General features: G+C 40.6%; 23 protein-coding genes and 1 pseudogene. 4 read left to right on the forward strand and 20 right to left on the reverse strand.

Annotation, left to right across the window (positions count from 1 at the left end):
• Positions 1-1,204 precede the first annotated feature (1,204 nt).
• The 3 genes and pseudogenes from QQK09_RS19430 to QQK09_RS18595 all read right to left on the reverse strand — a co-directional run.
• Positions 1,205-2,329: pseudogene (locus tag QQK09_RS19430) on the reverse strand (N-acetylmuramoyl-L-alanine amidase); the annotation flags it as partial.
• Entirely contained in the window at positions 2,326-2,784 is a 459-nt protein-coding gene (tsaE, locus tag QQK09_RS18590) for a tRNA (adenosine(37)-N6)-threonylcarbamoyltransferase complex ATPase subunit type 1 TsaE (protein WP_284205687.1), read from the reverse strand. The gene tsaE and the pseudogene QQK09_RS19430, both read right to left, overlap by 4 nt.
• Complete coding sequence (locus tag QQK09_RS18595) at positions 2,784-4,286, reverse strand: NAD(P)H-hydrate dehydratase (protein ID WP_284205688.1); 1,503 nt, start codon at positions 4,284-4,286, stop codon at positions 2,784-2,786. Before QQK09_RS18595 ends, tsaE begins: the two co-directional genes overlap by 1 nt.
• Positions 4,287-4,326: 40 nt before the next feature.
• Between QQK09_RS18595 and queG the strand changes: the two genes are divergently transcribed.
• The 3 genes from queG (at position 4,327) to QQK09_RS18610 (ending at position 6,370) form a co-directional block, all read left to right on the forward strand.
• A complete protein-coding gene (queG, locus tag QQK09_RS18600) occupies positions 4,327-5,508 on the forward strand; it encodes a tRNA epoxyqueuosine(34) reductase QueG (RefSeq protein ID WP_284205689.1) in 1,182 nt (393 codons plus the stop codon).
• Between the two features lie 95 nt (positions 5,509-5,603).
• Entirely contained in the window at positions 5,604-5,933 is a 330-nt protein-coding gene (locus QQK09_RS18605) for an antibiotic biosynthesis monooxygenase family protein (protein WP_284205690.1), read from the forward strand.
• Between the two features lie 50 nt (positions 5,934-5,983).
• Positions 5,984-6,370: a DUF2750 domain-containing protein gene (locus QQK09_RS18610; RefSeq protein ID WP_284205692.1), complete on the forward strand. Its 387-nt coding sequence runs from the start codon at positions 5,984-5,986 to the stop codon at positions 6,368-6,370.
• 13 nt (positions 6,371-6,383) lie between these two features.
• On the opposite strand, the gene QQK09_RS18615 is transcribed toward QQK09_RS18610, so the two are convergent.
• The gene (locus tag QQK09_RS18615; RefSeq protein WP_284205693.1) at positions 6,384-7,097 is read right to left on the reverse strand and encodes a pirin family protein; all 714 of its coding nucleotides are present in this window, start codon (positions 7,095-7,097) and stop codon (positions 6,384-6,386) included.
• Positions 7,094-8,041 carry a glutathione S-transferase family protein gene (locus tag QQK09_RS18620; protein WP_284205694.1) on the reverse strand — a complete coding sequence of 316 codons (948 nt, stop codon included), beginning with the start codon at positions 8,039-8,041 and terminating at the stop codon, positions 7,094-7,096. Before QQK09_RS18620 ends, QQK09_RS18615 begins: the two co-directional genes overlap by 4 nt.
• Before the next feature lie 109 nt (positions 8,042-8,150).
• Between QQK09_RS18620 and QQK09_RS18625 the strand changes: the two genes are divergently transcribed.
• Positions 8,151-9,056: a LysR family transcriptional regulator gene (locus QQK09_RS18625; protein WP_284205695.1), complete on the forward strand. Its 906-nt coding sequence runs from the start codon at positions 8,151-8,153 to the stop codon at positions 9,054-9,056.
• 53 nt (positions 9,057-9,109) lie between these two features.
• On the opposite strand, the gene bamJ is transcribed toward QQK09_RS18625, so the two are convergent.
• From bamJ to QQK09_RS18700, 15 genes are all read right to left on the reverse strand, one after another.
• Entirely contained in the window at positions 9,110-9,577 is a 468-nt protein-coding gene (bamJ, locus tag QQK09_RS18630; RefSeq protein WP_284205696.1) for a BamJ family beta-barrel-assembly machinery protein, read from the reverse strand.
• A 70-nt stretch (positions 9,578-9,647) separates the two neighbouring features.
• On the reverse strand, positions 9,648-10,121 hold the full coding sequence (locus QQK09_RS18635; RefSeq protein WP_284205697.1) for a LabA-like NYN domain-containing protein: 474 nt from the start codon (positions 10,119-10,121) through the stop codon (positions 9,648-9,650).
• Positions 10,122-10,255: 134 nt separating this feature from the next.
• Complete coding sequence (locus QQK09_RS18640; protein ID WP_284205698.1) at positions 10,256-11,530, reverse strand: DEAD/DEAH box helicase; 1,275 nt, start codon at positions 11,528-11,530, stop codon at positions 10,256-10,258.
• A 205-nt stretch (positions 11,531-11,735) separates the two neighbouring features.
• Complete coding sequence (locus tag QQK09_RS18645) at positions 11,736-12,221, reverse strand: type IV pilin protein (RefSeq protein ID WP_284205699.1); 486 nt, start codon at positions 12,219-12,221, stop codon at positions 11,736-11,738.
• A gap of 25 nt (positions 12,222-12,246) precedes the next feature.
• Positions 12,247-15,654 (reverse strand): PilC/PilY family type IV pilus protein, encoded by a 3,408-nt coding sequence (locus QQK09_RS18650; protein ID WP_284205700.1) that lies wholly within the window; start codon positions 15,652-15,654, stop codon positions 12,247-12,249.
• 27 nt (positions 15,655-15,681) lie between these two features.
• Positions 15,682-16,203, reverse strand: coding sequence for a pilus assembly PilX family protein (locus QQK09_RS18655; protein WP_284205701.1), 522 nt, complete (start codon positions 16,201-16,203; stop codon positions 15,682-15,684).
• A gap of 14 nt (positions 16,204-16,217) precedes the next feature.
• The gene (locus tag QQK09_RS18660) at positions 16,218-17,192 is read right to left on the reverse strand and encodes a PilW family protein (protein ID WP_284205702.1); all 975 of its coding nucleotides are present in this window, start codon (positions 17,190-17,192) and stop codon (positions 16,218-16,220) included.
• A gap of 78 nt (positions 17,193-17,270) precedes the next feature.
• A complete protein-coding gene (gene pilV / locus QQK09_RS18665) occupies positions 17,271-17,753 on the reverse strand; it encodes a type IV pilus modification protein PilV (protein ID WP_284205703.1) in 483 nt (160 codons plus the stop codon).
• Positions 17,746-18,225: a GspH/FimT family pseudopilin gene (locus QQK09_RS18670; protein ID WP_284205704.1), complete on the reverse strand. Its 480-nt coding sequence runs from the start codon at positions 18,223-18,225 to the stop codon at positions 17,746-17,748. Before QQK09_RS18670 ends, pilV (QQK09_RS18665) begins: the two co-directional genes overlap by 8 nt.
• Positions 18,226-18,729: 504 nt before the next feature.
• Entirely contained in the window at positions 18,730-19,212 is a 483-nt protein-coding gene (locus tag QQK09_RS18675) for a type IV pilin protein (RefSeq protein WP_284205705.1), read from the reverse strand.
• A gap of 39 nt (positions 19,213-19,251) precedes the next feature.
• Positions 19,252-22,551: a PilC/PilY family type IV pilus protein gene (locus QQK09_RS18680; protein ID WP_284205706.1), complete on the reverse strand. Its 3,300-nt coding sequence runs from the start codon at positions 22,549-22,551 to the stop codon at positions 19,252-19,254.
• Positions 22,552-22,579: 28 nt separating this feature from the next.
• Positions 22,580-23,107: a pilus assembly PilX family protein gene (locus QQK09_RS18685; RefSeq protein WP_284205707.1), complete on the reverse strand. Its 528-nt coding sequence runs from the start codon at positions 23,105-23,107 to the stop codon at positions 22,580-22,582.
• Positions 23,108-23,117: 10 nt separating this feature from the next.
• Positions 23,118-24,071 (reverse strand): PilW family protein, encoded by a 954-nt coding sequence (locus QQK09_RS18690; RefSeq protein WP_284205708.1) that lies wholly within the window; start codon positions 24,069-24,071, stop codon positions 23,118-23,120.
• Positions 24,072-24,149: 78 nt separating this feature from the next.
• Complete coding sequence (gene pilV, locus QQK09_RS18695; protein ID WP_284205709.1) at positions 24,150-24,632, reverse strand: type IV pilus modification protein PilV; 483 nt, start codon at positions 24,630-24,632, stop codon at positions 24,150-24,152.
• Positions 24,625-25,092 carry a GspH/FimT family pseudopilin gene (locus QQK09_RS18700; protein WP_284205710.1) on the reverse strand — a complete coding sequence of 156 codons (468 nt, stop codon included), beginning with the start codon at positions 25,090-25,092 and terminating at the stop codon, positions 24,625-24,627. Before QQK09_RS18700 ends, pilV (QQK09_RS18695) begins: the two co-directional genes overlap by 8 nt.
• Positions 25,093-25,258: the final 166 nt, after the last annotated feature.

Here is a 25,258-nt window from a genome sequence, read left to right on the forward strand (position 1 = left end):
TCACAGAGAGGGAGTCTCCGCTACGAACAGTATGTACAACAGGTTTCGCAGGGGCTTTAACGACTTGCACAGCACCATTAGGAATTTTTAATTTCTGGCCTACGGATAACGAGGTAGAGCGTAACTTATTATAGTTTTTTAGATCATTGGTTGTTTTACCATAACGCTTGGCAATCACTGAGAGTGATTCACCGCTACGCACAGTATGTACAACGGGCTTAACTGGTGCTTTCACGACAACAGTTTGAACTGCACCATTAGGAATTTTTAACTTCTGTCCAATCGCTAATGAAGTTGAACGCAAATTATTATGATTTTTCAGTTCATTACTACTTTTACCATAACGGGTGGCAATCACTGAAAGCGACTCACCGCTGCGCACTGTATGGACGATTGGTTTAGCAGGCACTTTGACCATAGCCGTTTGAGTCGCGCCATTAGGAATTTTTAATTTTTGCCCAATCGCTAATGAGGTTGAACGTAAATTATTATAACTCTTCAGTTCATTACTACTTTTACCATAACGATTAGCAATCACAGAGAGCGATTCACCACGGCTCACGGTATGTACGACCGGTTTACTCGATACTTGTTTAACTGCAGCTTTAGTACTAGCAACTTGAATCGCAGCATTAGGAATCTTTAACTTCTGCCCAACCGCTAATGAGGTTGAACGCAAATTATTATAACTTTTCAGTTCATTGGTACTTTTACCATAACGACTTGCTATAACAGACAGTGATTCACCGCTGCGTACGGTGTGCACCGTAGGTTGTACCTGTACAACATTCTTCGAAGGAATATTAAGCTTTTGCCCCACTGCAAGTGAAGTTGAGCGTAAATTATTATATTGCTTAAGCTCACTCGTCGATGATCCATAACGACTTGCAATCACTGACAATGACTCGCCACTTTTAACCGTATGTATGCTTGGTTGAACAACGGCTAACTTACGGACGGGTGTCGGCTCCGTTTTTACTACTAGTTCATAATTAGGTGGAATTTTTAACACCTGCCCAATACGTAACGAACTTGATTTTAAGCGATTATAAGACTTTAACTCACTTGAAGCGACGCTATAACGCTGACCTAAGCTAGACAATGACTCACCGCTACGTACAGTATGCTGTATCTCTCTTTTCTTTTGGGCAAACAGAGAATCATGCGGAGGTGAGGTATTAAAGTGTTTATAGATTCCTGAGAAAACCGCATTAGCAATTTTATTTTGATGCTCAGCCTGATTTAATAGACGTTCTTCACGGTGATTGGTAATAAAACCCGCTTCAACCAAAATAGAGGGAATATAAGGCGATTTAAGTACGGCAAGGCTTGCACCAACTGGCTTCTTCTTATGTAATTTCGTGATTTGATCGAGTTCTTTAACGACTAAGTTACCTACATCAGCTCCCACTTGCATCGAATTAGACTTAGACATGTCAAAGAAAACTTTGTTCAAGAACGGTACACTACTCGCACTTTCTGATGCTTCTCCTTTACCACCTAAAAGCTCAGAATGTACTTCGTGGCGTTCCATACGACGCCCCATTTCAGAGTTTGCACGACGATCGGAAAGTATCCAAACAGAGGCCCCACTTGGCTGGCTAGAAGTAAATCCGTCAGCATGTAATGAAACTAGAAAATCAGCTTTACCTTTAACGGCAAGCTCAGAGCGCTTATTCAGGTTGATATAATAATCACCCGTACGAATCAAAAAAGCATTCATACCCGGTTGACGGTTAATACGTTTTTGTAAGCGTCTAGCGATCTCTAAGTTTATTTTTTTCTCTTGGCTAAACTTGCCTAAGGCACCGGGATCATCACCACCATGCCCTGCATCGATAGCAATAATAACATCACGCCCTAATGGTTGCTTCTGAACAACATTATTGGGTTTGGAGGGGGCTGTATTTACCTTGGGGGCTTGATGAGGTAGATCGATAACTAAGCGATGACCGTAAGGTTTTGCAGGAGGAAGGGTAAATATTTTAGCTTTGCTAGGTTGCTTGAGATCCACAACTAAACGATAAGTGCCTTTATTATTACTTGCGCTCTCGCGAATGTTTTTAACTAAAGGGCCACCATGCTTTATCGACTTTAGGTTAACCACACTCTGCGCAGATGCTATATCAATAACAAGGCGATCCGGTCGTTTAAGATAATGAATCTCATAGCTAGGCTTAGTGCTAAGATCCAAAACAACACGAGTATTGTCAGGAGATGGCCACGCACGCACACCTTTCAGTTGATTTGCATGCACACTGCTAAAGGCTAATAAAAAAAAGCTGACGACAAGTAGTCGGTTTATAAAGAGAGAGGCACTTAATTTCATAATTTTTGTAATACTTGCTTTCCTATTTCCGTGTTTGCTTGCAAAGCAATAATGCGTTGCTCACCATCATAACGTAGGGTCAAATCGATATCGGCTAAAGGTAAAACACCTTCACCACGCTCAGGCCACTCGACTAAACAGTGACTGTTATCTGAAAAATAGTCTCGAATACCCATAAACTCTAGTTCTTCAGGGTCACCCAGTCGATAAAGATCAAAATGATAAACATTCCAATCCGCTAATTCATAAGGTTCAACTAAGGTATAAGTTGGGCTTTTCACATTACCTTGATGTCCTAACCCTTGGATGAAACCACGGGTTAAGGTGGTTTTCCCTGCGCCTAGATCACCATGTAGATAGATACAAGTCGCTTCGCTGCAAGCACTGCTCAAACGACCGCCAAACGCAACGGTCTGCTCCGCATCACTTAATTTTTCTTTAAATAGATCAACCATTATGGATTAACTAAATTCCTAATATGTGGGAAGAGATCACTGGCTAATAAGCCTCGTTCATCGGATTTAGCCGCTGCATCTGCAGCCAAACCGTGGATAGATACCCCTAATATAGAGGCCTGTAGCGAATCTAATCCCTGTGCTAATAATCCTGCAATGATACCAGAAAGTACATCCCCCATGCCACCACTTGCCATTCCGGGATTACCTACATTGGCAATAAATATCTTTTTCCCGTCACAAATTAGCGTGCCAGCCCCCTTTAACACCACAATACCGCCAAAACTGCGCTGTAAATTACGCACCGCACTAAAACGATCTTGCTCAATATTACTGATTGAGCAACCTAACAGTGTAGCCGCTTCTCCGGGATGCGGCGTCAGAATCCAATTCTCTTTCCATTTAGGTTTATCCACCAGCAAATTAAGCGCATCAGCATCAACCACCATTGGAACTTCACTTGCTATGGCATAATCAACGAGCGTTTGTGCCCACTCATCTTGACCAAGCCCGGGGCCTATCGCAACCACCGTGGCCCACTCTTCAATCTCTTTATTATCTAAACTATTGAGATCTGCGCCTCGCCCCATCAATTCAGGACGGCCCGATAAAATAGTTAATAGGTTTTCAGGTTGTGTTAACACTTTAACCAGACCCGAACCACAACGTAATGCCGCTTCAGAAGCTAAACGAGCGGCCCCCGGCATACCAATGTTGCCGCCAACCACGAGTGTTTTACCAAAAAAACCTTTATGGCTAGTGCGAGTGCGCGGCGTGAGATAACCACAAATATCGTCATAGCTAATACGTGATACGGTATGATGGCATAAATCGCTAAACTGCTGTTCGATACCTAAACCTGAGAAGTATATTTCGCCACAATACTCAGCAGAACGCGCGGTAAATAAACCCTGTTTTAATCCTACAAAACAGATCGTTGCATCCGCATTCACCGCAACATCTGAAATATACCCCGTATCCGCATTCAAACCAGAAGGAATATCAACACTTAAAACAGGCTTATTAGTTTGGTTTATTTTATGGATAAGTCGCTGATATTCAGCGCGTACAGTACCACGTAGACCAATACCGAGTAAGGCATCAACGATCACATCAGCACTTTCAAAATCAGCTTGTTCAATACCGTCAATAATCCCATGTTCAATACGCCAAGCATTTCGAGCTTCAGCCGCATCCCCCGTTAATTGAGCGGCGTCTCCCACTTGGCAAAGCTGTACATTTATCCCCGCATCTTTAGCGATAGCGGCAAACACATACCCATCGCCGCCATTATTTCCCTGCCCGGTTAATACCAGTACTTTTTTAGCCTCTGGAAAATGTGTTGTGAATACTTGATAACAACTCTGACCTGCACGCTTCATTAAACCATATAGTGTGGTGCCTACTTGCTCCGCTGCGAGTCCTTCAAAGTCTTTTATCTGCTGAGCACGATACAAAGAGTGTGGTAAACTAGACTTAACTTTTAACTGGTCAGAAATCATATTTTGGTCCCGTTACACATATTGTAAAAAAGAGAAAATAATGGTTGAGAAAAACACTACTGGCGATCAATTAGCTAATGACCAATTTGATACTAAGCAAATAGATTTAAATCTGTTATCTGAAAATATCAAGCTATGGGGAAAAGCGCTAGGTTTTCAGCAAGTGGGTATCTCAGATATCGATCTCAAGCAACATGAAGAAAAATTACAGCAGTGGCTAGACAACCAATATCACGGTGAAATGGACTATATGGAGAAGCATGGCATGAAACGCGCACGCCCTGCTGAACTGCATCCAGGTACATTACGCGTCATCTCTGTGCGCATGGATTACCTGCCCGATAACGCGCAATTCGCACGTACCTTAAAAAATAAAGATAATGCCTATATCAGCCGCTACGCACTTGGCCGAGATTACCATAAAGTCGTGCGAAAACGCTTAAAGCAGCTTGGCCAGAAGATAGAGCAGCAAGTGGGTAAGCTCGGTTACCGCCCTTTTGTTGATAGCGCACCGGTTTTGGAAAGACCACTCGCTGAAAAAGCAGGGCTAGGTTGGACAGGTAAACACTCACTGCTCATTGATGCAAAAAATGGCTCATGGTTTTTTATTGGCGAACTGATGATTGACCTGCCACTGCCCGTTGATAAACCCGTTGAAGATAAGTGCGGACAATGTGTAGCATGTCTTAAAATATGCCCTACACAGGCGATTGTTGCCCCTTATGTGGTTGATGGACGACGTTGTATCTCCTATTTGACCATTGAATTACAAGGTCCTATCCCTGTCGAGTTTCGTAAAGCGATTGGTAACCGTATTTATGGTTGCGATGATTGTCAGCTTATCTGCCCATGGAATCGCTTTGCAAACACCACCCAAGAGCAAGATTACCAAGCACGCCATCAACTTGAAAAGCAGCCATTATTAGCACTATTTTCATGGAATGAAGCTGAATTCTTGAGTAATACAGAAGGGTCTCCTATTAGGCGTATCGGTTACGAACGCTGGTTACGTAATATCGCCGTAGCATTGGGTAATGCAGCAACGAGCGAAGCAGTTGTAGAGGCGCTCAATAAAAAATTACAGGAGAGTGATTCAGAGTTGTTAAATGAACATATCCGCTGGGCACTCGCTGAGCATGCCCTACAGATTCCAATCAAAACTGATCGATTAAATAATCGATTAATTAAAGCAATTGAAAAAGGCTTACCAAGAGATGCTTAACCCGTTAAAAAACAATTAAAGTCTGTTACTTTTCTTGACAGATAAGCCATTGCCTCCAAAGCTTAAATCAATATTTAATTTGCTTTGGAGAATTTATGATAACGGTACTGTTTCGTTGGGATATCAAACCACAATATGAACAAGCGTTTAAAGAGGGATGGTCTGAGATTATCCATCGTAATGTAGAAAAATACGGTGCATTGGGCTCGCGCTTACATAAAACCCACGATAATCAATGGATCTCCTACAGCCAATGGCTCAGTGAAGAGCACTTCAATAATGCACAAAACTGCCAAGATAAACACGAAGTGGCACGTGTAAAAATGATCACCGCCATTCAACGTACCTATAAGCCCATTATTATGGTGCCGGTATTAGATCATTTACTAGCTGAAGCGACCACACATTCACAATTGTTGCCTTAATCAATAATGAGCGGTAGGCTAGCGGTAACGCCATAACTAGGATCAAAATAATGAGCACAGCACTCACTGAACAACAGATTAAAGATATTCAAAAATTAGATGCACAAAAACGTTATAACTACCTATTAAAGGAAGTGGTTAAAAATAAACAAATTTGGTTATTAGTGGATGAACATGGCTGTGTCATGCTTAATAGTGAAGATGAAGATTGTGTGCCGGTATGGCCTAACGAAGAGTTTGCCTTAGCATGGGCAACCGAAGAGTGGTCACACTGTACCCCTGAAGCGATCTCAATAGAAAAGTGGCACAACCGCTGGACACACGGCCTTGAAGATGACGAGCTCGCGTTAGTTATTTTCCCAGACCAGAATAGTGAAGGACTAATCTTCTTCCCTGATGAGTTTGATTTTGAACTCAAACAGCAGGCAAGAAAATAAGCCATCGCAATCTTTAAGGCGTATCGATCAACAGCAGCTCACAATCACTAACAGCTTCAATAATGATTGTTTTAACTGCCGTTACCTCTGCGCCATCTCCTTTGTTTAACAGCTCATCCTTTACACCATCAGCGACAATAAATTGTCCCTCTGCAGCAAGCAGGTATGCTTGATGATCCAATGGATGTTCCACTCGACTGCCTTTGGTTAATCGCCCAGTAAAAATGCGTGCTTGTTGGTTAATCGATAAAATCTGTTTATTGTATTGATCGGCCTGATAACCAGAAACCAATAATGATAATTTGTTCTGTTGCTCTTTATTAGTAAAGGGCAGTGTTTGCCAACGTGGAGTGACATTATTGACTTCAGTTTCAATCCAGATTTGATACAAGACAAGTGGGTCAAGACTCAAATTATACTCCGAGTGTACAATACCTGAACCTGCACTCATCACCTGTACTTCACCCGCTTTTGTCACCCCTTTGTTACCCTGACTATCTTGATGTGACACCTCACCACTACGCACATAAGTGATGATCTCCATATTGCGATGAGGATGGGCATCAAAACCATACCCCGCTTTAATGAGATCATCATTAATCACGCGTAACTTACCAAATCCCATACGATTAGGATCATAATAATTTGCAAAACTAAAATGAAAACGGCTACTTAACCAACCATGTTCACCACGACCTAACTGTGAATGCTGAATATGCTTTATCATAACGTTTCCCTATTGTGGAGAAAACTGAAATCTAACAACGGTCCAATAGGTACAATACGTGTTGGATTAATCATCTCATGGCTATAATAATAATGGATTTTGATATGCTCAAAATCCACCGTTTGCGCAATACCCTCTACCTGATATAACTCACGTAGATAACCACTAATATGGGTAAAACTCGCCAAGGTTTGACGGTTACATTTAAAATGACCATGATAAACCGCATCAAAACGGATCAGCGTGGTAAATAAGCGCCAATCGGCCTCAGTGATTTTATCCCCCACTAAATAACGCTGTTTCGCTAAGCGCTGTTCTAACCAATCTAAACGATTGAACAATGTTTTGTATGCTGCTTGGTAAACGCTTTGAGTAGTAGCAAATCCCGCCTTATAAACACCATTATTGATATCGTCATAAACCAATTGATTGACACTATCAATTTCTGCCTGCAAATGAGCCGGGTAATAGTCATCCTTATTTCCCGTTAATTCATTAAACGCACTATTAAAGATACGAATGATGTCACTCGATTCATTATTAACGATAGTCGCCGTTTTTTTATCCCAAAGTACCGGTACAGTGACTCGACCTTGATAGTTTTCATCACCTTTTAAATAAATTTCAAACATTTGTTTTAGTTGGTAAAGTTCATCACCATTTTCTGAGAAAGACCAGCCTTTATCTAACATCTCAGGCTCAACCACCGAGACTGAAATAATTGTTTCAAGTCCTTTCAACTGCCTAAATATCAAAGCGCGATGTGCCCAAGGACACGCTAACGAAACATAAAGGTGATAACGCCCAGCCTCTACTTGATATACGTTATCTGATTTATTGTTAATCGTGCCGCGATAAGCACTATCTTGGCGGACAAATTTACCATCACTATTTTTAGTGTCGTACCATTTATCAACCCATTGTCCATTTACAATTAATCCCATCAGAGCCTCCTTTAATTAGTTATAAACCAGTATACAAATTGCTTAAATTTTAATAAGGCATTAAATTAAGCGTATCTATTCAATTTTTTTGAACAATAATGAGAAAATCATGAAAAATCTGCCCATCACTTTGGAAGCGATTACCGTATTGGATGCGATTGAAAAACGTGGCAGTTATGCAGCAGCCGCAGAGCAACTTAACAAAGTTCCCTCCGCCCTTTCTTATATTGTTCAGAAGTTGGAAGAGCAATTACAGGTCACTATCTTTCAGAAACAGGGGAGACGGTCGGTACTGACTCCCGCCGGAAAAAACCTACTCACCGAAGGGCGTCTTATTTTAGACGCAGTGCAACGCCTTGCCGATAAAACCCAAACCATTGCCAATGGCTGGGAGCCTAAACTGAATATTGCTATTAGCTCCATTTTACATTGTGATGCTATTTTTAAGATTTTTAAGCAGTTTTTGGATGAGCACCCAACTATTGAGATGGATATTAGCGAAGAGATCATGAATGGTGCATGGGAGGCGTTAGTGGATGATCGCGTCGATTTGATCATTGGTGCATCGGGTGAGTTACCCAAACAGAAAGGCATACAAACATTACCACTGTGTTGTTTTGATCCTGTTTTTGCGGTCAGCCCAGAGCACCCATTAACAAAAAAGAAGCAACCCATTAGCCATGATATTGTTGCACAATATCGCGCAGTGGTTGCGCACGACACAGCAAGGCAGTGGGTAACCCAAACGAATTCAGTAATCAGTAAAGATAATCACTTCTACGTGCCAAGTTTAGAATATAAGTTACGCGCACAGCTACAAGGTATCGGGTGCGGCTTCCTACCCCGAACACGCATTCAAAAACACCTTGATCGTGGCGAGTTAGTTGAATTGACACTGACCCCAGCCCACCAACCTGTACCGCTCTATTTAGCATGGAAAGTAGTTAATCGAGGTAAGGCATTAACCACGATTCGTGAGATGTTAATCGCTCATAATGGAACGATTGAATGTTAAAAAGGCCTGAAAACAGGCCTTTTTTTATCAACTATGCTATTGCTGCTGAATAATTAGTTAACTTCGAATAATTCCACTTCGAAAATAAGTAATGAACCAGCAGGAATACTACCGACGCCTTTATTGCCATAGGCAAGGTTACTCGGAATGTAAAAACGGTATTTATCACCCGCAACCATTAGCTGTAATCCTTCAGTCCAGCCAGGAATAACTTGATTAAGTTTAAATGAGATAGTTTTATCACGATCAACAGAACTATCAAAAACAGTGCCGTCGATCAACGTGCCATGGTAATGCACAGTCACTTTACTTTTAGCCGTCGGATGAACAGTTCCATCGCCTTTAGTTAACACCTCATATTGCAAACCAGAGTCGGTTGTTTGCATCCCCTCTTTTTGACCATTTTCAGCCAAAAATTCAACACCTATTTGAATATTTTGTGGTGCATTTTTACTAGCAGCGAAATTTTTAAATATAAAAAACAGTACAATTAAGATCAGTGCAATAATAACAATTTTCAATGTGACAACCCTTTAAATAAATGAGGAGACTACTTTACTAAATTTGTTAGTAGAATGGTAATAAACCGCGCTAAAGTAATAGATCATTATTGATCGGGTTAAAAACCGTGCACGAATCTATTAATGATTTAGCCGTCAACTGAGGTACCCCATACGCTTCTGTTTCAGCGCCAAAGGATTGTTTAACTTTATCTAACAAAATAGCAAAATCACCATCTCCGGTGAGTAAAATAACGGTATCGACTTGCTTAGCAACCTCCATCACATCGATAGTGATGCCCACATCCCAATCGCCCTTTGCACTGCCATCACTCCGCTGAATATAAGGTTTTAACTTCACTTCAAAGCCTAAGTGTTTAAGTACATCTTGGAACTTTTTCTGTTGGTTATCACCTTTATCAATCGCATAAGCAAAGGCATGGGTGATCTCACCCTGAGCCTCTATTTTTTTCCAAAGTTTACGGTAATTAAATTGCTTACCGTAAGCTTGACGAGAGGTGTAATAGATATTTTGAACATCGGCAAAGATTGCAATTCTTTTCATTCAATAGTCACATGTGATTGTAGATATTTTCATCATGCCAGAAGCACATAAAAAAAGCCCTCAATAACACTGTTATTGAGGGCTTAATGAGGCATATATTCAGATTAGTGTGTTAGCACTTGATTCTTCTTTATTTAGCCAACAAAATTGTTACGTACGCCACGCTGCTGCTGACGACCACCAGCACCTCGTTGACCATCTGCATGCCCAACTCTTGGTTTTTTAGGTTTCTTAGGTTTTGGTGCATTTGTATCTAAAGAAGATGGAGGCAATGGCGTTCCAGGTTCAAAGCCAGCTACAATTTTTCGTGGGATGATTTTCTTAATCAGTTTTTCAATTTCTTTTAGCAGTTTAAACTCTTCGTTACACACCAATGAAACTGCTTCACCAAAGTTACCGGCACGACCTGTACGACCAATACGGTGGACATAATCTTCGCTTACATGCGGTAAATCGAAGTTAACCACTTGCGGAAGTTGATCAATATCGATACCACGAGCAGCGATATCTGTTGCAACCAATACTGATATTTGCCCTTCTTTAAACGCGGCTAATGCTTTAGTACGTGCTCCTTGGCTTTTATTACCATGGATAGCTGCAGAACGAATTCCACGAGCTTCAAGCTGTTTTGCTAAACGGTTAGCGCCATGTTTAGTTTTTGAGAAAACTAATACTTGCTTCCAATCATTATCTTTTATTAACGTTGTTAATAGTGCAGATTTTTTAGTTTTATCTACTTCATAAATAAACTGTGTCACACTTTCTGCTGTTGTATTGCGTGGACTTACTGAAATTTCAACCGGATTATTTACTAATCCTTTTGCAAGTTTACGAATATCTGGAGAGAAGGTTGCAGAAAAAAGTAAGTTTTGACGCTGTTTTGGTAAGAAACCGATAATACGTTTAATATCGTGAATAAAGCCCATATCTAACATGCGATCTGCTTCATCTAGCACCAATACTTCTAATTGCTTAAAGCGTACCGCATTTTGATTATACAGATCTAACAAACGACCTGGTGTCGCAACTAACACATCAACACCACGACGAAGTAGTTGCATTTGTGGATTAATTTTCACACCACCAAATACCACAGCACTGCGTAACGGTAAGTTTTGCCCGTAATTTTGAACACTTGCATGTATCTGCGCTGCTAACTCACGTGTTGGTGTTAATATTAAAACACGCACTTGGTTTGCTTTAGCTGGTTCACCATCAATTAAATTTGCTAATAAAGGCAACGTGAAACCAGCTGTTTTGCCTGTCCCCGTTTGCGCAGCCGCCATTACATCTTTACCTTCTAAAATAACCGGTATAGCTTGCGCCTGAATCGGTGAAGGCTCGGTATAACCTTGCTCTTTAACCGCTTTAACTAGCGAATCGGGTAAACCTAATGAATCAAAGCTCATAACGGGGTCTCTTATATAAAGGGTAATTAAACGGACAAAATAGGCGCGTAGCTTACAGCAACAAACTGATTTGCGCTATGTCACAATTTTAATTCACCCGTTCTGTTGTTTATAATAGTTTGAGAGAGGATTAATAGCACCATCACAACAGATATAATAGTCCAAGGTACGATAATTAATTTAACCAATTAAAACGTCAAGAGTACTAACAGCTGTCTTTCCAACATTGCTCTGATACCTCAACTTCATTGGGTGAGGCACTTAAATTTGCAAGTGAACCATTAGCGGTATTGTTAGCATCCCAACCACGTGCCCCCGTTGATTTCAAAATAAGTACACCATCCCCCGCCTGAGAGCCAACTGGCTCAGCCCCAATCAGATAACTAGAAGCACCTGCCGAAGCAATTCTCAGGTTGTAATAAATGCTACCGCCATCAATTGGGGAAGTACTTGAGAATATGGCTGGAGCTCCAGTATCAGCACCTCCAGTAGCGGCCCCCGCATAAGTGCCTTGCGTGGTATAATTACGTTCCATTGCTTGCGCTAATCCCTGCAAAGCTCCCTGTGCATCTGCACGACGCCCCCGCTTCATAGAATCTTGATAAGTAGGGTATGCGACTGATACTAAAATCCCAATAATGGCGATCACAATCAATAACTCGATTAAGGTGAACCCTCTTTTTGTTTTCATTTTTGTATCCTAGTCATTAGGTTATTTATTGTTGAATCAACTCTTCCCAAGATAAGCGCCCCTGCTTATCGACCCCTTCAATATTTACTTCCTGTTTAGTTAAGTTGCCATCAACATCGTTGCTGTAAACATTATCACCTAAAATAGCGATCTCACCTGCAACCATTGACCCACCTAGTTTAGTGCCACCAAAACTCACTTTATCATCAGCATCAATCGTGTCATCATCATTACTGTCATAGCTCGAAGTGGTATCTGCATCATCCATTGTGCCATCACTATTGATATCAAAAATAGAATAAACAGGCGCTTTACCAGTATTCAAATTAACTGCCATTAGCCAACTCTCACTATTAGAAACACAGACATCTGTATTAGCGACGTTTGGAATAGCCGTTGTAAAGACCAATATATTATTACGAATCAGCGAACCAGAAATAACACGCTCACCGAGTTCATCAGCACTGCTTGCAGCTGCCGTCGCACGATTAACAAAATCAAAATACCAACCTTCAGTGTTTGTCCAATCAATGTTTGCTCCACTGATGACACGTTTATCAGAGCTGGTGATTAATTTTCTTTCGGTTAAATCTGAACGTGTTTTTTCATCCGATTTATTATCCCAAACAGCGTAATAGCTCATTACATCCGTTGAAGTTTTATCAACCTCTTCAATGTATTTACCAGTACCAAAGAAGACTAAAAGATTAGGTTCATTATTTGTCGCATCAACAGCATTGGTATTTTTAGCGAGGATAGGTGCGGTAGTGATAGGCTGAGCGTTACCGTCACTATCTTTTGCGGTAAACAGAGGGTTCACATTTTGCCCTTGTGTATAGGCGACATCCCATTGTGAATCATTACTCGAGTCAACATCAAAGGCCCACATATTCCCCTGTAGATCACCCGCATAGATTCGGTCGACGATGCTATCACCATCAATATCAACTGCTCGCGGTGTAGAAAGTCCATTTGGTGTCCCAACACTACCAACCTCAGTATCTATTTTCTTATAATCACTTGCCGACCAAGTGCCGTCCATCCCCTGTTCAATATAGAGAATAAATAGCTTCGCTTTACCGTCACCACTATTATTGTAACCATTACCAACAATCACAGCCCATTTACCATTCTCCATCATCGCAATTGTTGGTTTACTATAGCTATAACCAAAATCGGCATCATCCGCGCTACTGAATTCCCATAGAGCGAGTGCTTCAGCGTTAACCGTTGATGAGCCGAATTTAGTTGGGTCTGTTATGTCTAAAGCAAATAAACCTTTCCCACCACTGCGTAATCCACCAATAAGCACCGTTCGCCACGCGCTGTCAACGTAAACATCACTGACCGTTGGTGTTAAATCAACATAAAACTGATGCGTATAATCATTTTGAGCTAAATAATGAAGCCCTTTCTCAGTATCATCTGAGGCGATAATTCCAGGGATATAAGCAAATTTTTCAAGTCCGACATTAGCATCCGCTTTATCTGCATTAAAGCCATGTAACATGCCATCATTTGCACCTACATATAGCATCTCTGTTCTAGTTGATGCACTGCCAACTTTAAATGCAGAGTAACTTTCTGTTGTTGCTCCAAACTTATCGTTAGTTGCATAACTAGGCCAATTTAACTGTGGAGCACCTACATAGACGACCGTCGAATTGGCAATGTCCCCCAATACGCTGGTACGAACACGGTAATCAGTACTACTCGCGCCTTCATTACTTCTATCTCCTTTAAGGTAATTGATCAAACTAGTAACGTCTGCATCACTACTTCCTTTAGGTCCTTGCTGGAGATCGAGCTTTTGCTGATTACTTATCGTACCTATATTAAATTCAATCCCCTTTTTAGTCCCTGTGTTATAGCTAAATATATTACGTGTACTGTAGTCAACTGCATCGAGTTTAGTTGCGGCATCCCAAGAGGCCGTTGAACTAATTTCACCAGTGTCAGATAACTCAAAAGCCTGTAGGCTGCCCGACCATTTAGCACTATTAAAACTAGCGGCATACACTGAGCTATCGGTACTAAGTTGACTGGTATTGAACGCCGCGCCAGAGCCCGCAGCAACTTTGGCAAAGATACTATCTGTGGCACGTTGAAATGCGATAGCAAGTTCACTACTATTTGCCGCGCTGAGAAAGTCTCCACCACCACCCGCTTCCGCCATATCAGCCATCAATGGGTCATTAACTAATGCCTGTTCAGCAAAACCAACCATATAAGTTGTCACGTTGTTTTTTACTGCAACAGAGCCATTACTGAGATCTGGACGGAGATCAATCTCATGCATCGCTAATATCACGTCATCAGCATAATCAGAGCCACTGCTCTGATAGCTGTATCCACCAGTTGTTTTTTTATCATGTGAACCACAAGTCCCACCGACACAGTCCCCATCGTAATCTTGCAAATAACTACTAAAGTTACTTTGATCGTTAGTAGATTGCCCATCAGTCATCGCAACAATAAAGTTTTGCTGGCACCAATTCTCTGTTACTGCACTAGGAGCACTGACTGTAGAATAAGCTGGTGACTGTGTAAAAAAATCACTTACTTTCACACTTGCTTCATTACTTTCATCAGGGTGAATAGTTAAATTACTCGACGCTGAATAACCGAGGGTAAAATAACGCCCTAACTCCTGTAACGCTTCTGCAAGTGGCGTTCCACCGGCCCCGGCATCAACGTCAGCTACTTTTGCCTTTAAAGCTGTTGTATTGGTCTCAACATCAAGCATATTAGCGATAATTTTTGCACCATTGCCACCATCAAACTGTGACAGACCGACATTAATATTCTTTAAACTATCAATTAAACCATTTGTCGCAAAGCGAGCAACCTCTATACGGGTCTGTGTATCATTACGTTGCTGAGCACCAGAACCAAAATTGATAACCCCATTACTGTTATTATTATTATCTGGTGAGAAATACCAATTTAAAAATTTACCTTTATAGACAGCACCGGGATAACCAGTCGTCGTTTTTAGATTGTTATTGCCAGTATTCGCAGCAAATAGCTCTGCATAATATAAAAGATCATTATCAAAACACCTTTGATCTCGGCCTGTTATGCCATTACCACTGCCATCACCAAAATCATAGTTAGTATTGCCATACCTAAAATAAGGCGTCCCATTGGACAGAATGCGAATACGAACACTATTGGAGTTACCGAGTTCATTATTATTACAAGTAAAGCTAAAAGTATTCGCGTCATATGATGGACTATCTTCCACAATATATTCCATCGAACCGGAGCTATCTAGAAATAGCATCATGTTCGGCTGGACGGTTTTACTCGTGATCAATGGAGCATTAGGAAGATCTAATGCATCTGCGTAAGCAGTGGGTAATATTGAGCAAACTGCGATAGCAATCACCACCGCCTCTGCCACTAATGTTTTAGTAAATAATCGATTCATTACCTTACTCCTTAACACTTACACGCATTAAAAACGTTTACCGTAATAACTCACAATAATGCGTTCCGTATTGCTATCTTTTCCGATTGACCGAGCTACAACTTTAAAACCATGAATATCGCCGCCCCCCGTTGTTTCGCCATACCCCGTCATATTGAGTGAACCTAAATCCTCATCAAGTGACATCAGGCCTAAATATTCAACAAAATAACGAGAAACATGCCCTGAGACAGTGGTGGTTGCGGCACTGGTTAAGTTATCAGCCCAAATAGTTTCATCAAAAAGATCCGCAGGACCATCATTTTCACTATATTTCCCACCGGTACCCGCTGCATTAAATCCACTGACACCAGTCAGCGTTTCAATCATTTTTTCTGCATCCCTCACACCAGACTCTGCAATCTCAAGTGAAATATGGGAGTCACGTATTGCTGCGGTCATTTTTTCTTGCATCACGGTTGATTGTGTCCCCGAAAGCACCAATACAGTCAGCATAATTAAGATAATTAAGCTGACGACTAGCACAGCTCCTGATTGTTTTTTTAACATTGCATTAGCACCTATCATAATGTTCTATTACGTATATTTGCGGTGGTATGGTAAGTTCTTTCTAATGGCGTCCCCGATGAACTTTCACCACTTTCAGCAGTGAGACTTGCTCTGATGGAGATAACGTTATCCATGTTAGTCGGAGTGGCAGTGAAGCTATTAGCCGAGCCATTACCACTAGTATCTTCCCCATACATCAACTGTAAATCGTTAATGCCCCTTACTAACTCTCTTGCTACCCCATTATCACTGCGATACAAAGAGTGCGTGCCTGAAGCATTCACACCGATAAAATAAACTTTCGCAAAGGGAACTAATATTTGTGCATCCCCGCCGTAGGTATGCGATAAGTCCTTGGTTATATTTTTTATCCCACCAGCAAGATTACCAATGTTATGCCCAATATTTCCGTTGGTAGGAGTATTCTGTTGAGTATTTGAGAACAGATCAGCTTCTTTGCAATCGCTTATTAATATGATGTCGCCCTTTGCAAGGCTACTACCTGTCGTAATATGGATAACGGCAGCCGTTGTTGGCATGAAAGGGGTAGATACTTTGACGCCAGAGAGGCTACCTGCACCACGCAGTGTTAAAGTATCAGTGGTATCTTTAACTGTTATGCCTGCAATCGTCTGAGAAGTGACATTATTACCACCATCAATCCCAGAGCCAGCAGTAGGGAGTATTGATTCATCGTATCCAGAGCCTGGGCTTGTATCCAAATGATTAGTAATAGCGCCAATATCACCTGCACAGCCCCAGTAATCAGCACCACGAATATCCCGAACTATTAATTCCGTCGCTATACGCCCATTTTCTTGAACTCGAGAGAAGCTATTTTGTAGGTGTACACCTTGAATACTCGCGGTAAAAACTTTCAACACAGCCCCAATGACTAATAACCCGAGGACGAGGGCTATCATTAGCTCTATTATTGAAAATCCCAACTGCTTTTTAGAATAGCCACTTTTTTTACTAAAAAATTTCATAATACCCTCTGCTTCAATCGCTGAGTTTATGGCGCCTTTAGCTTTTATAGCGAAAAGCTTTAAAATCTTTGAACAATATTAAATTTGAATGGTTAAGGTAAAACTAGCATCGCCAATGTCCCCTCCTGAATCGCTTCTTTGTTGCTCTTTCCAAGAGACGGTTATGTTAAATACACTACCAACCTTGGTAACGGTACCTTGCCCTTCTGGTAGCCCCCCTTGATTCACGGCTGACTGTATTAATTCATTCCACTGAAAACCATCAAGCTGAGCCATTTGTGCTGCTGAACAGGTACTACAACTAGGGTCTGCCACGGTAGATAATATATTGTCATAACTCCCTAGCGAGACAGCCTCTTGATTAGAACGCATACGCTCGCCCATATCATAGGCATAGGTTGTTGCTAAGGTGTGAAACTGTGCATTATTAATGTTTTTTAGGCTAAGCATTTGTACTGAGGCAAGACCTAATAAACCTGCAGCAAGAATAAAAACAGCCACTAGTATTTCGATTAACGAACTACCTTTTTGCTCACGCCTACCTACTTCGTTGTTATACACAATTCACCTTCTCAGCAATGATAGCGCCGGAAAACAAGATAGAAATCCGCATCCCCTCTTCTCCAGTGCGATCATCACAAATAGTTAACTGATCATCGTTATTAACCTCACCTGTGGCACTAAAAGAGAAACTAGCGTTAGCATTGGCACTATTTACGGTGCTTGAACTATCAAAACCGGGCCATAAACGTACCTCTTCTCCAGCAGCTCTATTACCATCTCCATCACCATCAACCCAGACAACAATGCCGCTAGTCCAATCGCCTCCCATTTGTCCAATATTGACGTTACTACCACGTTTGATCGCTTCTGCACGGGCATAATTAAATGCACCAATCATACCGTTCGCGTTTGATACCATATTGCTGCTGCTCATAAGGTTCTTAAAGTTGGGAGCAGCAATGGCTAATAATATTGCTAATATAGATAAGGTGATTAACATTTCAATCATCGTAAAACCTGATTTTTTCATAGCATACTCTTAAATTTATTCAGCCCTCAACAAACCAATTCAAATGAAAAATGCGCTTTAATACGGTCAACAATTATTAGATTCACTCCTTAAAGAATAGGTTATATTTTTTTATATCGTGCTGTCTGTCGATACGAATCAGCAATTACAACTAAACGGAGGAAGAAGAGCCTTTGTATGATTTCAAATAAATTCGCTTTATGTTGATGGTTTTACGGACAATGATTTATTTATTTCTAAAAGGAGAGAATCAAATTTAACGTACAGAGAGTAACTTTAATTTGACCTAAATTTGCGTTTACTTATACCTAAGGAAACGCAAATAAAGACAATAAGAATTGGATAGTAGACAATGGACAGCAATGTCTAAAGAGTAGTTAAAGAAGAAATATTATCTACCTGTTCATTTCGAAGTGAACCTATACAAGTTGATAGGAATAGAAAACGCTGCTAGTAAATAACTCTTCTATAAGACCTCTTTTATATAGGTTATATCACTAAAAGCTAGCAACCTTCTTTCCAGCATTGCTCTGAAGGAACAACTTCATTCGGTGAATCACCTAAGCTTGCAAGCAAGCCATTAGCCGAATTGCTAACATTCCAACCACGTGCACCTGTTGACTTTAAAATAAGTACGCCATCACCAGCTTGTGCATCTAAGGGCTCTGCACCAATTAAATAGCTAGCAGCGCCTGCGGATACAATTTTTAAATTATAATAAGCGCTGGCACCATCAATCGGCGATTTGGTAGAGAATATACGAGGTGTACCAGTATCACCTCCCACAGCAGCTCCTTTATAAGTTCCTAGTGTCAAATAATGGTGTTCCATCGCCTGAGCAAATCCCATTAATGCACTTTGTGCATCGGCACGGCGAGAGTCCTTTATAAACGTCATATAAGAAGGGTAGCCAATCATGCTCAAGATACTGATAATAGCAACCACAATCATCAACTCAACTAAAGTAAAACCATTTTTTATTTTCATTAATATTCCTTTATTATTTTGTTATTCACACTGCACCTTTTATTTTTTAATCAACTCTTCCCACGATAAACGCCCTTCTTGTCCATCAGTTTCAATATTTATTTCTATCGTATTTAATTCGCCATCAACATCATTGTTGTAAACGGTCGAGCTTAACAGAGCAATATCACCAGCAATCATTGAACCGTCAAGCTTCATGCCACTAAAGGTGATTCTATTGCCGCTATTATTGGGATCTTGAATACTATTAGTATCATCAAGCGATCCATCACTATTCGCATTAAAAAGAGCATAACGAGGAGCCTTACCCGTGCTCAAATCAAGCCCCATTAACCAGCTTTCACTGTTAGAAACACAATCATCATTATTTTCGATATTGGGAATAATAGTGCCAAAGAGTAAGATGCCGTTTCGAATAAGTGAATTAGATGTCACACGTTCCCCCACTCCAGTGCCATTATCCGTTAAATCGACATACCAACCATGAGAGTTATTCCAGTTCATCTCCTCGCCACTAATTGCTCTTCCATTAATGCTGCTAATTACTTTTCTTGATGTTAAATCGGAGACTGTTTTAGCGCCGGCATTCCCACTATCTAACACACCGTAATAACTCATTATTTGTGTCGTATTTTTATCCTCTTCTTCAAGGTATTTACCGGTACCAAAAAACACTAAAAGTCCAGTATCATTGGTATTACCAGTGCTTTTAGCAACAATAGGTGCGCTCGTTATAGGTTGATCATCTTTAGCAGTAAACAGTGGCTTAGGTGTGCTGCCATATTGATAAGCGACTCCCCATTCAGAATCCTCTTCTGAGCTCACATCAAACGCCCACATATTACCTTGAAGATCGCCCGCGTAAATACGATCAACGACCCCATCACCATTAATATCGACTGCGCGTGGTGTTGCTAAGCCATTAGGAGATAACACACTACCAACACCAGTACTAATATTGAGATAATCATCTCCCAATACCCAACTACCATCACTACCTTCTTCAATGTATAAAATGAATAGATTTGCGGTTCCATTATCACTGTTATAACCATTACCAATAATGACTGCCCATCGACCATTTTCCATCATCGCTATCGTAGGGGGACTATAGCTATAACCAAAATCGGCATCATCTGTATTACTAAATTCCCATAGCGCTAACGCTTGAGCATTACCTGCCGTTGATGTGAAATTATTGGGGTTAGTTATATCTAGCGCAAACAATCCTTTTCCTCCTGCGCGTAAACCACCGACTAATATTGTTCGCCACTCACCATTGATGAAGACATCACTTACTGTTGGTGTAGCATCGACATAAAAACGATGGGCGTAATCAGATTGTGCTAAATAGTGGAGACCTGCATTGTCTTCTGCAGATGCAATACTTGCAGGAATATAGGCAAACTCCTCTTTGCCCGTTTTGGCATTAAAGCCATGTAACATGCCATCATTTGCGCCAACATATAGCATCGGTGTTCTTGGATTAGCGGTAAGGTTATTTTTGAATGCGACATAATCATATTTATCAGATCCAAACTTGTTATTAATATTGTTATTTGGCCAATTTAATTGCGGTGTACCGACATAAACCAAAGTAGAATTAACGATATCCCCCAGAGCACTATCTCGGCCTCGATAATCACTCGTCGATTCGCCCTCATTATCTCTATCTCCTCTAAGGTAATTGATTAAACTATTGATACTTGTCTCGTCATTACCCTTAGGACCTTTTTCAAGATCTTGTTTTTGTTGGCGACTTATATTATCAACTGACTTGAACTCAATGCCTTTCTTGGTATCTGAGTTATAACTAAATATTTTTCTTTCCGTATAATCCATATCGTCTAGCTGCTTCGCAGCATCCCAGCTAGCATGCTTGCTAACACTACCATCTTTTGATAATTCAAATCCCTGTAAACTACCAGACCACTTCAAACTATTAAAAGTAGCTGCATAAATCGAGCTATCGGCACTCAACTGAGCGCTATTAAAACTAACACCAGAGCCCGCGGCGACTTTCGCAAATATACGGTCTGTGGCGCGAGTAAACGCTTCCTCTAACTCCTCACCACTAGAGGCAACCAATAAATTATCTTCACTCGTCGCAGCACCAACCCCATAATTGGCCATGTTCTTGATTAGCTGAGAACCAATGACTTGGGGATCAGAAAAGCCAACCATATACGTTGTAACGTTATTTTTAGCCTCCGAAAAATCTGGTCTAAGGTCGATATCAAACATCCCCTTTACCACATCATCTGCATACTCGCTGGTACCATCATCGCTTGCATAATTTTGTAAATAACTACTGATATTGATATCACGTCCATAGGAGGGAAGGCCATCAGTCATTGCAACAACGAAGCTTTGTTGGCACCAGTTTTCAATCACTTTTGTAGGCTTACTAATACTTTGATATGCAGGCCCATTAATAAAAACTTGCGATGATGATTTACTGATAGGGCTGCTTTCAGGGTGCAATATTAAGTCATGATCTCCATTTTCATTTATTGTGAAATAATGTCCCATATCCATTAAAGACTCACCTAATGGCGTAAAGCCAACAGCATCAATCTCTTTAATTTTATTGATAATGGTATTACGCTGTGCCGCTGTATCACCGGAATCATCGACTTCACCAATATCACCGATATTAACTAATATTTTGGCGCCTGCGCCCTCTTTAGTTCCATCGCTATCCTTTGAATTATCATAGATAGCTAAACCAACTCGTATATTTTCCAATCCAGCAACTAAGTCAATGGCAGCATCTTGTGCCATCTCCATACGACTGCGGGTACCTGCTCTACGGTACTCATCAAAACTTCCTTCCGAAAAATACCAATTTAAGTAATGCCCAGAGTATACGGCAGCTCCATAACTACTTGTTGTCTTAAGGCCTCCAGACGTTATATCGGTATATAAACGTACCTTGTAACTTTTATCATCCTCAAAGCAACTTTCTCCATCATGAGAACCAAAGTAATATTTTTCACTATTAGTATTACCATTACTTTCATTTAGATAAATTGAACCATCTGCTTTAATACGCATAGAGTATTGATAACTATTTAATTTCCGACTAGCGGGACAAGTAAAATATTTTTTAGATGAGTCATAAGCGCTATCGGTTGTCTTCTCTTCGACCACAATACTATACATGGAGCTAGAGCTATCAAGTAACAGCATCATATTGGGTTTCACTGACTTGGTCGTCACTAATGGGGCCGTCGGTAGTTCCAATTTACCTGCCTTTACTGTCGGCAACATGAAACAAACAGTAGTAACCATCATTACAGACATAGCAACCGATGTTTTAGTAAATAATTTATTCATTCTTGTATTCCCTTACCTATTTTATGAACTAAAAGCGCTTACCGTAGTAGCTCACAATAATGCGTTCTGTATTGCCATCTCTGCCGACAGAACGAGCAACAATTTTAAATCCATGAATATCACCACTTCCACTGGTTTTTCCGTAACCAGTGACATTGGTTCCGAGTGGGTTATCTTCAACAGAAAGTAAGCCTAAATACTCAATAAAATAACGCGAAAGGTGTCCTGAGACTTCCGTTGTTGCGACTCTGCTGGTTAAATCACTCCCCCAAATTTCTTCTAAAAAGGGATTACTCGGTCCAGCATTTTCACTGTATTTACCATTAATGCCCTGCGAACTGGTAAATTCACTAAGTCCCGTTAATGCCTCTATCAACTTTTCTGCATCTCTCACGCCTGACTCCGCGATCTGCAGTGAAACATGTGTATCGCGAATTGCTGAGGTCATTTTATTCTGTACCAACGTTGACTGACTTCCACTCACGACTAATAGGGTTAAGATAATTAATGTAATTAAACTAATAATTAATACCGCGCCAGATTGTTTTTTAAACATTAGCTTTTCCCTAATTTAATGTTCGATTACGTATATTGGTTGTAATGTGATAGGTCCTTTCTAGTGGAGAACCCGCCACACCTTCTCCATCTTCTGTAGTCAAACTTACTTTGATAGACCGAACGTTATCCATATTAGTTACCGAGGTTGCGTCCACAAACGTATCTACCGAGTCATTTTGACTAGTATCTTCACCATATAATAACTGTAAATCATTAATTCCCCTGATTAACTCTTCGGCATTACCACCATCACTTCTATAAAGTGAATAATTTAAATCCTCATTCAGGCCAATAAAATATGTTTTAGAGAAAAGGCTGAGTATCTGCGCATTTTTTGTATAGGCTTTAGAAAGGTATGGTGTCGTATTTTCGATCCCATCTACTTTGTCACTTGTTGCATACCTGATACTGCCATCGCTGCTAGTCGCGGCATGCGTATTCATGAAAAGATCAGCCTTATTACAATCACTAATTAATAAAATCTCCCCCTTATCAATTGTATTGTCTGTTGTGACAGAAATATCAGACTGTGTGGTGAGCATTGCAGTCTCTATTTTTACGCCTTCAATACTGCGCGCGCCACGAATGGTTAAGATATCGGTTTCATCTTTAACGCTGATCCCATCAATTTCTATTGAATGAGCATCCCCAATACCTTCAACCCCCGCACCTAAGGATACTGGTGTTATATTTAAACTATTGGCGATCGAAGTAAAATCTCTAGCGCAGCCCCAATAATCTGCACCACGAATATCACGGATGATTAACTCCGCACCTATACGTCCCTTTTCCTGCACTCGAGCAAAAGAGTTTTGTAGATGCACACCTTGCATACTACTGACAAATATTTTAAATATTGTTCCCATGACCATTAAACTGAGGGGGATAGCAATCATCAACTCTATTAATGAAAGGCCAGATTGTGAATGAAAACGGTTATTCTTATTATTAATAAGCGTCATAGTTCCCTCTATGTATACTCTCGGATTGTTAGACAATTTCCCCTTTAATATCAAAGAAAAAATAATGTTTAACCTAGGTTATATTTGTATGTTTAATGTGAAAGCTGCATCACCAACACTGCCACCTGCATCACTCTGCTGCTGTTCCTTCCATTTCACTGTAATATTAAAAACATCACCAACTTTAGTAACTGTCCCGGTTCCATCAGGCAATCCGCCATCAATGACATCTGTACTTATTTGTTGATTCCATTTAAAAGCATCAAGCTTTGCTACCTGCTCAGGAGAGCAAGGGGTACAATTAGGTTCAACTAGGTTGGAAGAAGAGATGTTGTCATAATAACCTGCAGATACAGCCTCTCGATTAGATCGCATACGCTCACCAATATCGTAAGCATACATGGTCGCTAAGGTATGAAACTGAGAGTTGTTAATGTTTTTGAAACTTAATATTTGCATTGACGCAAGGCCAAATAAACCAGCTGCAAGCACAAAAATAGCGACTAAAATCTCAATCAATGAAGCGCCAGCCTGTTTTTTTAGATTGATATAGTTAGGCACATCCCACCTTCTTAGCAATAACAGCACCAGAGATTAAAATGGATATCTGCATCCCTTGCTCGCCGCTGTTATCAATACAAAGCGTTAATTTGTCACTTTTGTCGACTTCACCCGTTGCACGAAAAGCAAATGCACTATTGGTGCTATTTACAGTTCCCTCACCAGCAAAAGAGGGCCACATACGAATTACATCCTTTATTTCGCTATCGTCACGAGAGTCAGCCCAAACGATAATACCACTCTGCCAACCATCTCCCTTGGGTTGTAAATGGACTGTACTACCACGTTTGATCGCTTCAATACGCGCATAATTGAATGCTCCAATCACACCATTAGCATTGGAAACCATATTGCCGTTATCAATAAAACTTTTGAAATTAGGGACGCCAATGGCTAATACTATTGCCAAAATAGACAAGGTAACGAGTAACTCTATTACCGTAAAACCTGATTTTTTCATACGATACTCTTATGTTTATTCATCCTGAAATAACTAAGTGAAATACAAATCACTTGTAGGCACCAACAAAGGCTACCTATAAGTGGTTACTTTAACATTAAATCTTTTATTTATGAACAACTTGCACACACATCATCATCCATAGCAACTTATGCATCACAAATTA

It is taken from the genome of Psychromonas marina (assembly GCF_030161115.1).
In the GTDB taxonomy this organism is placed as follows: Bacteria; Pseudomonadota; Gammaproteobacteria; order Enterobacterales; family Psychromonadaceae; genus Psychromonas; species Psychromonas marina.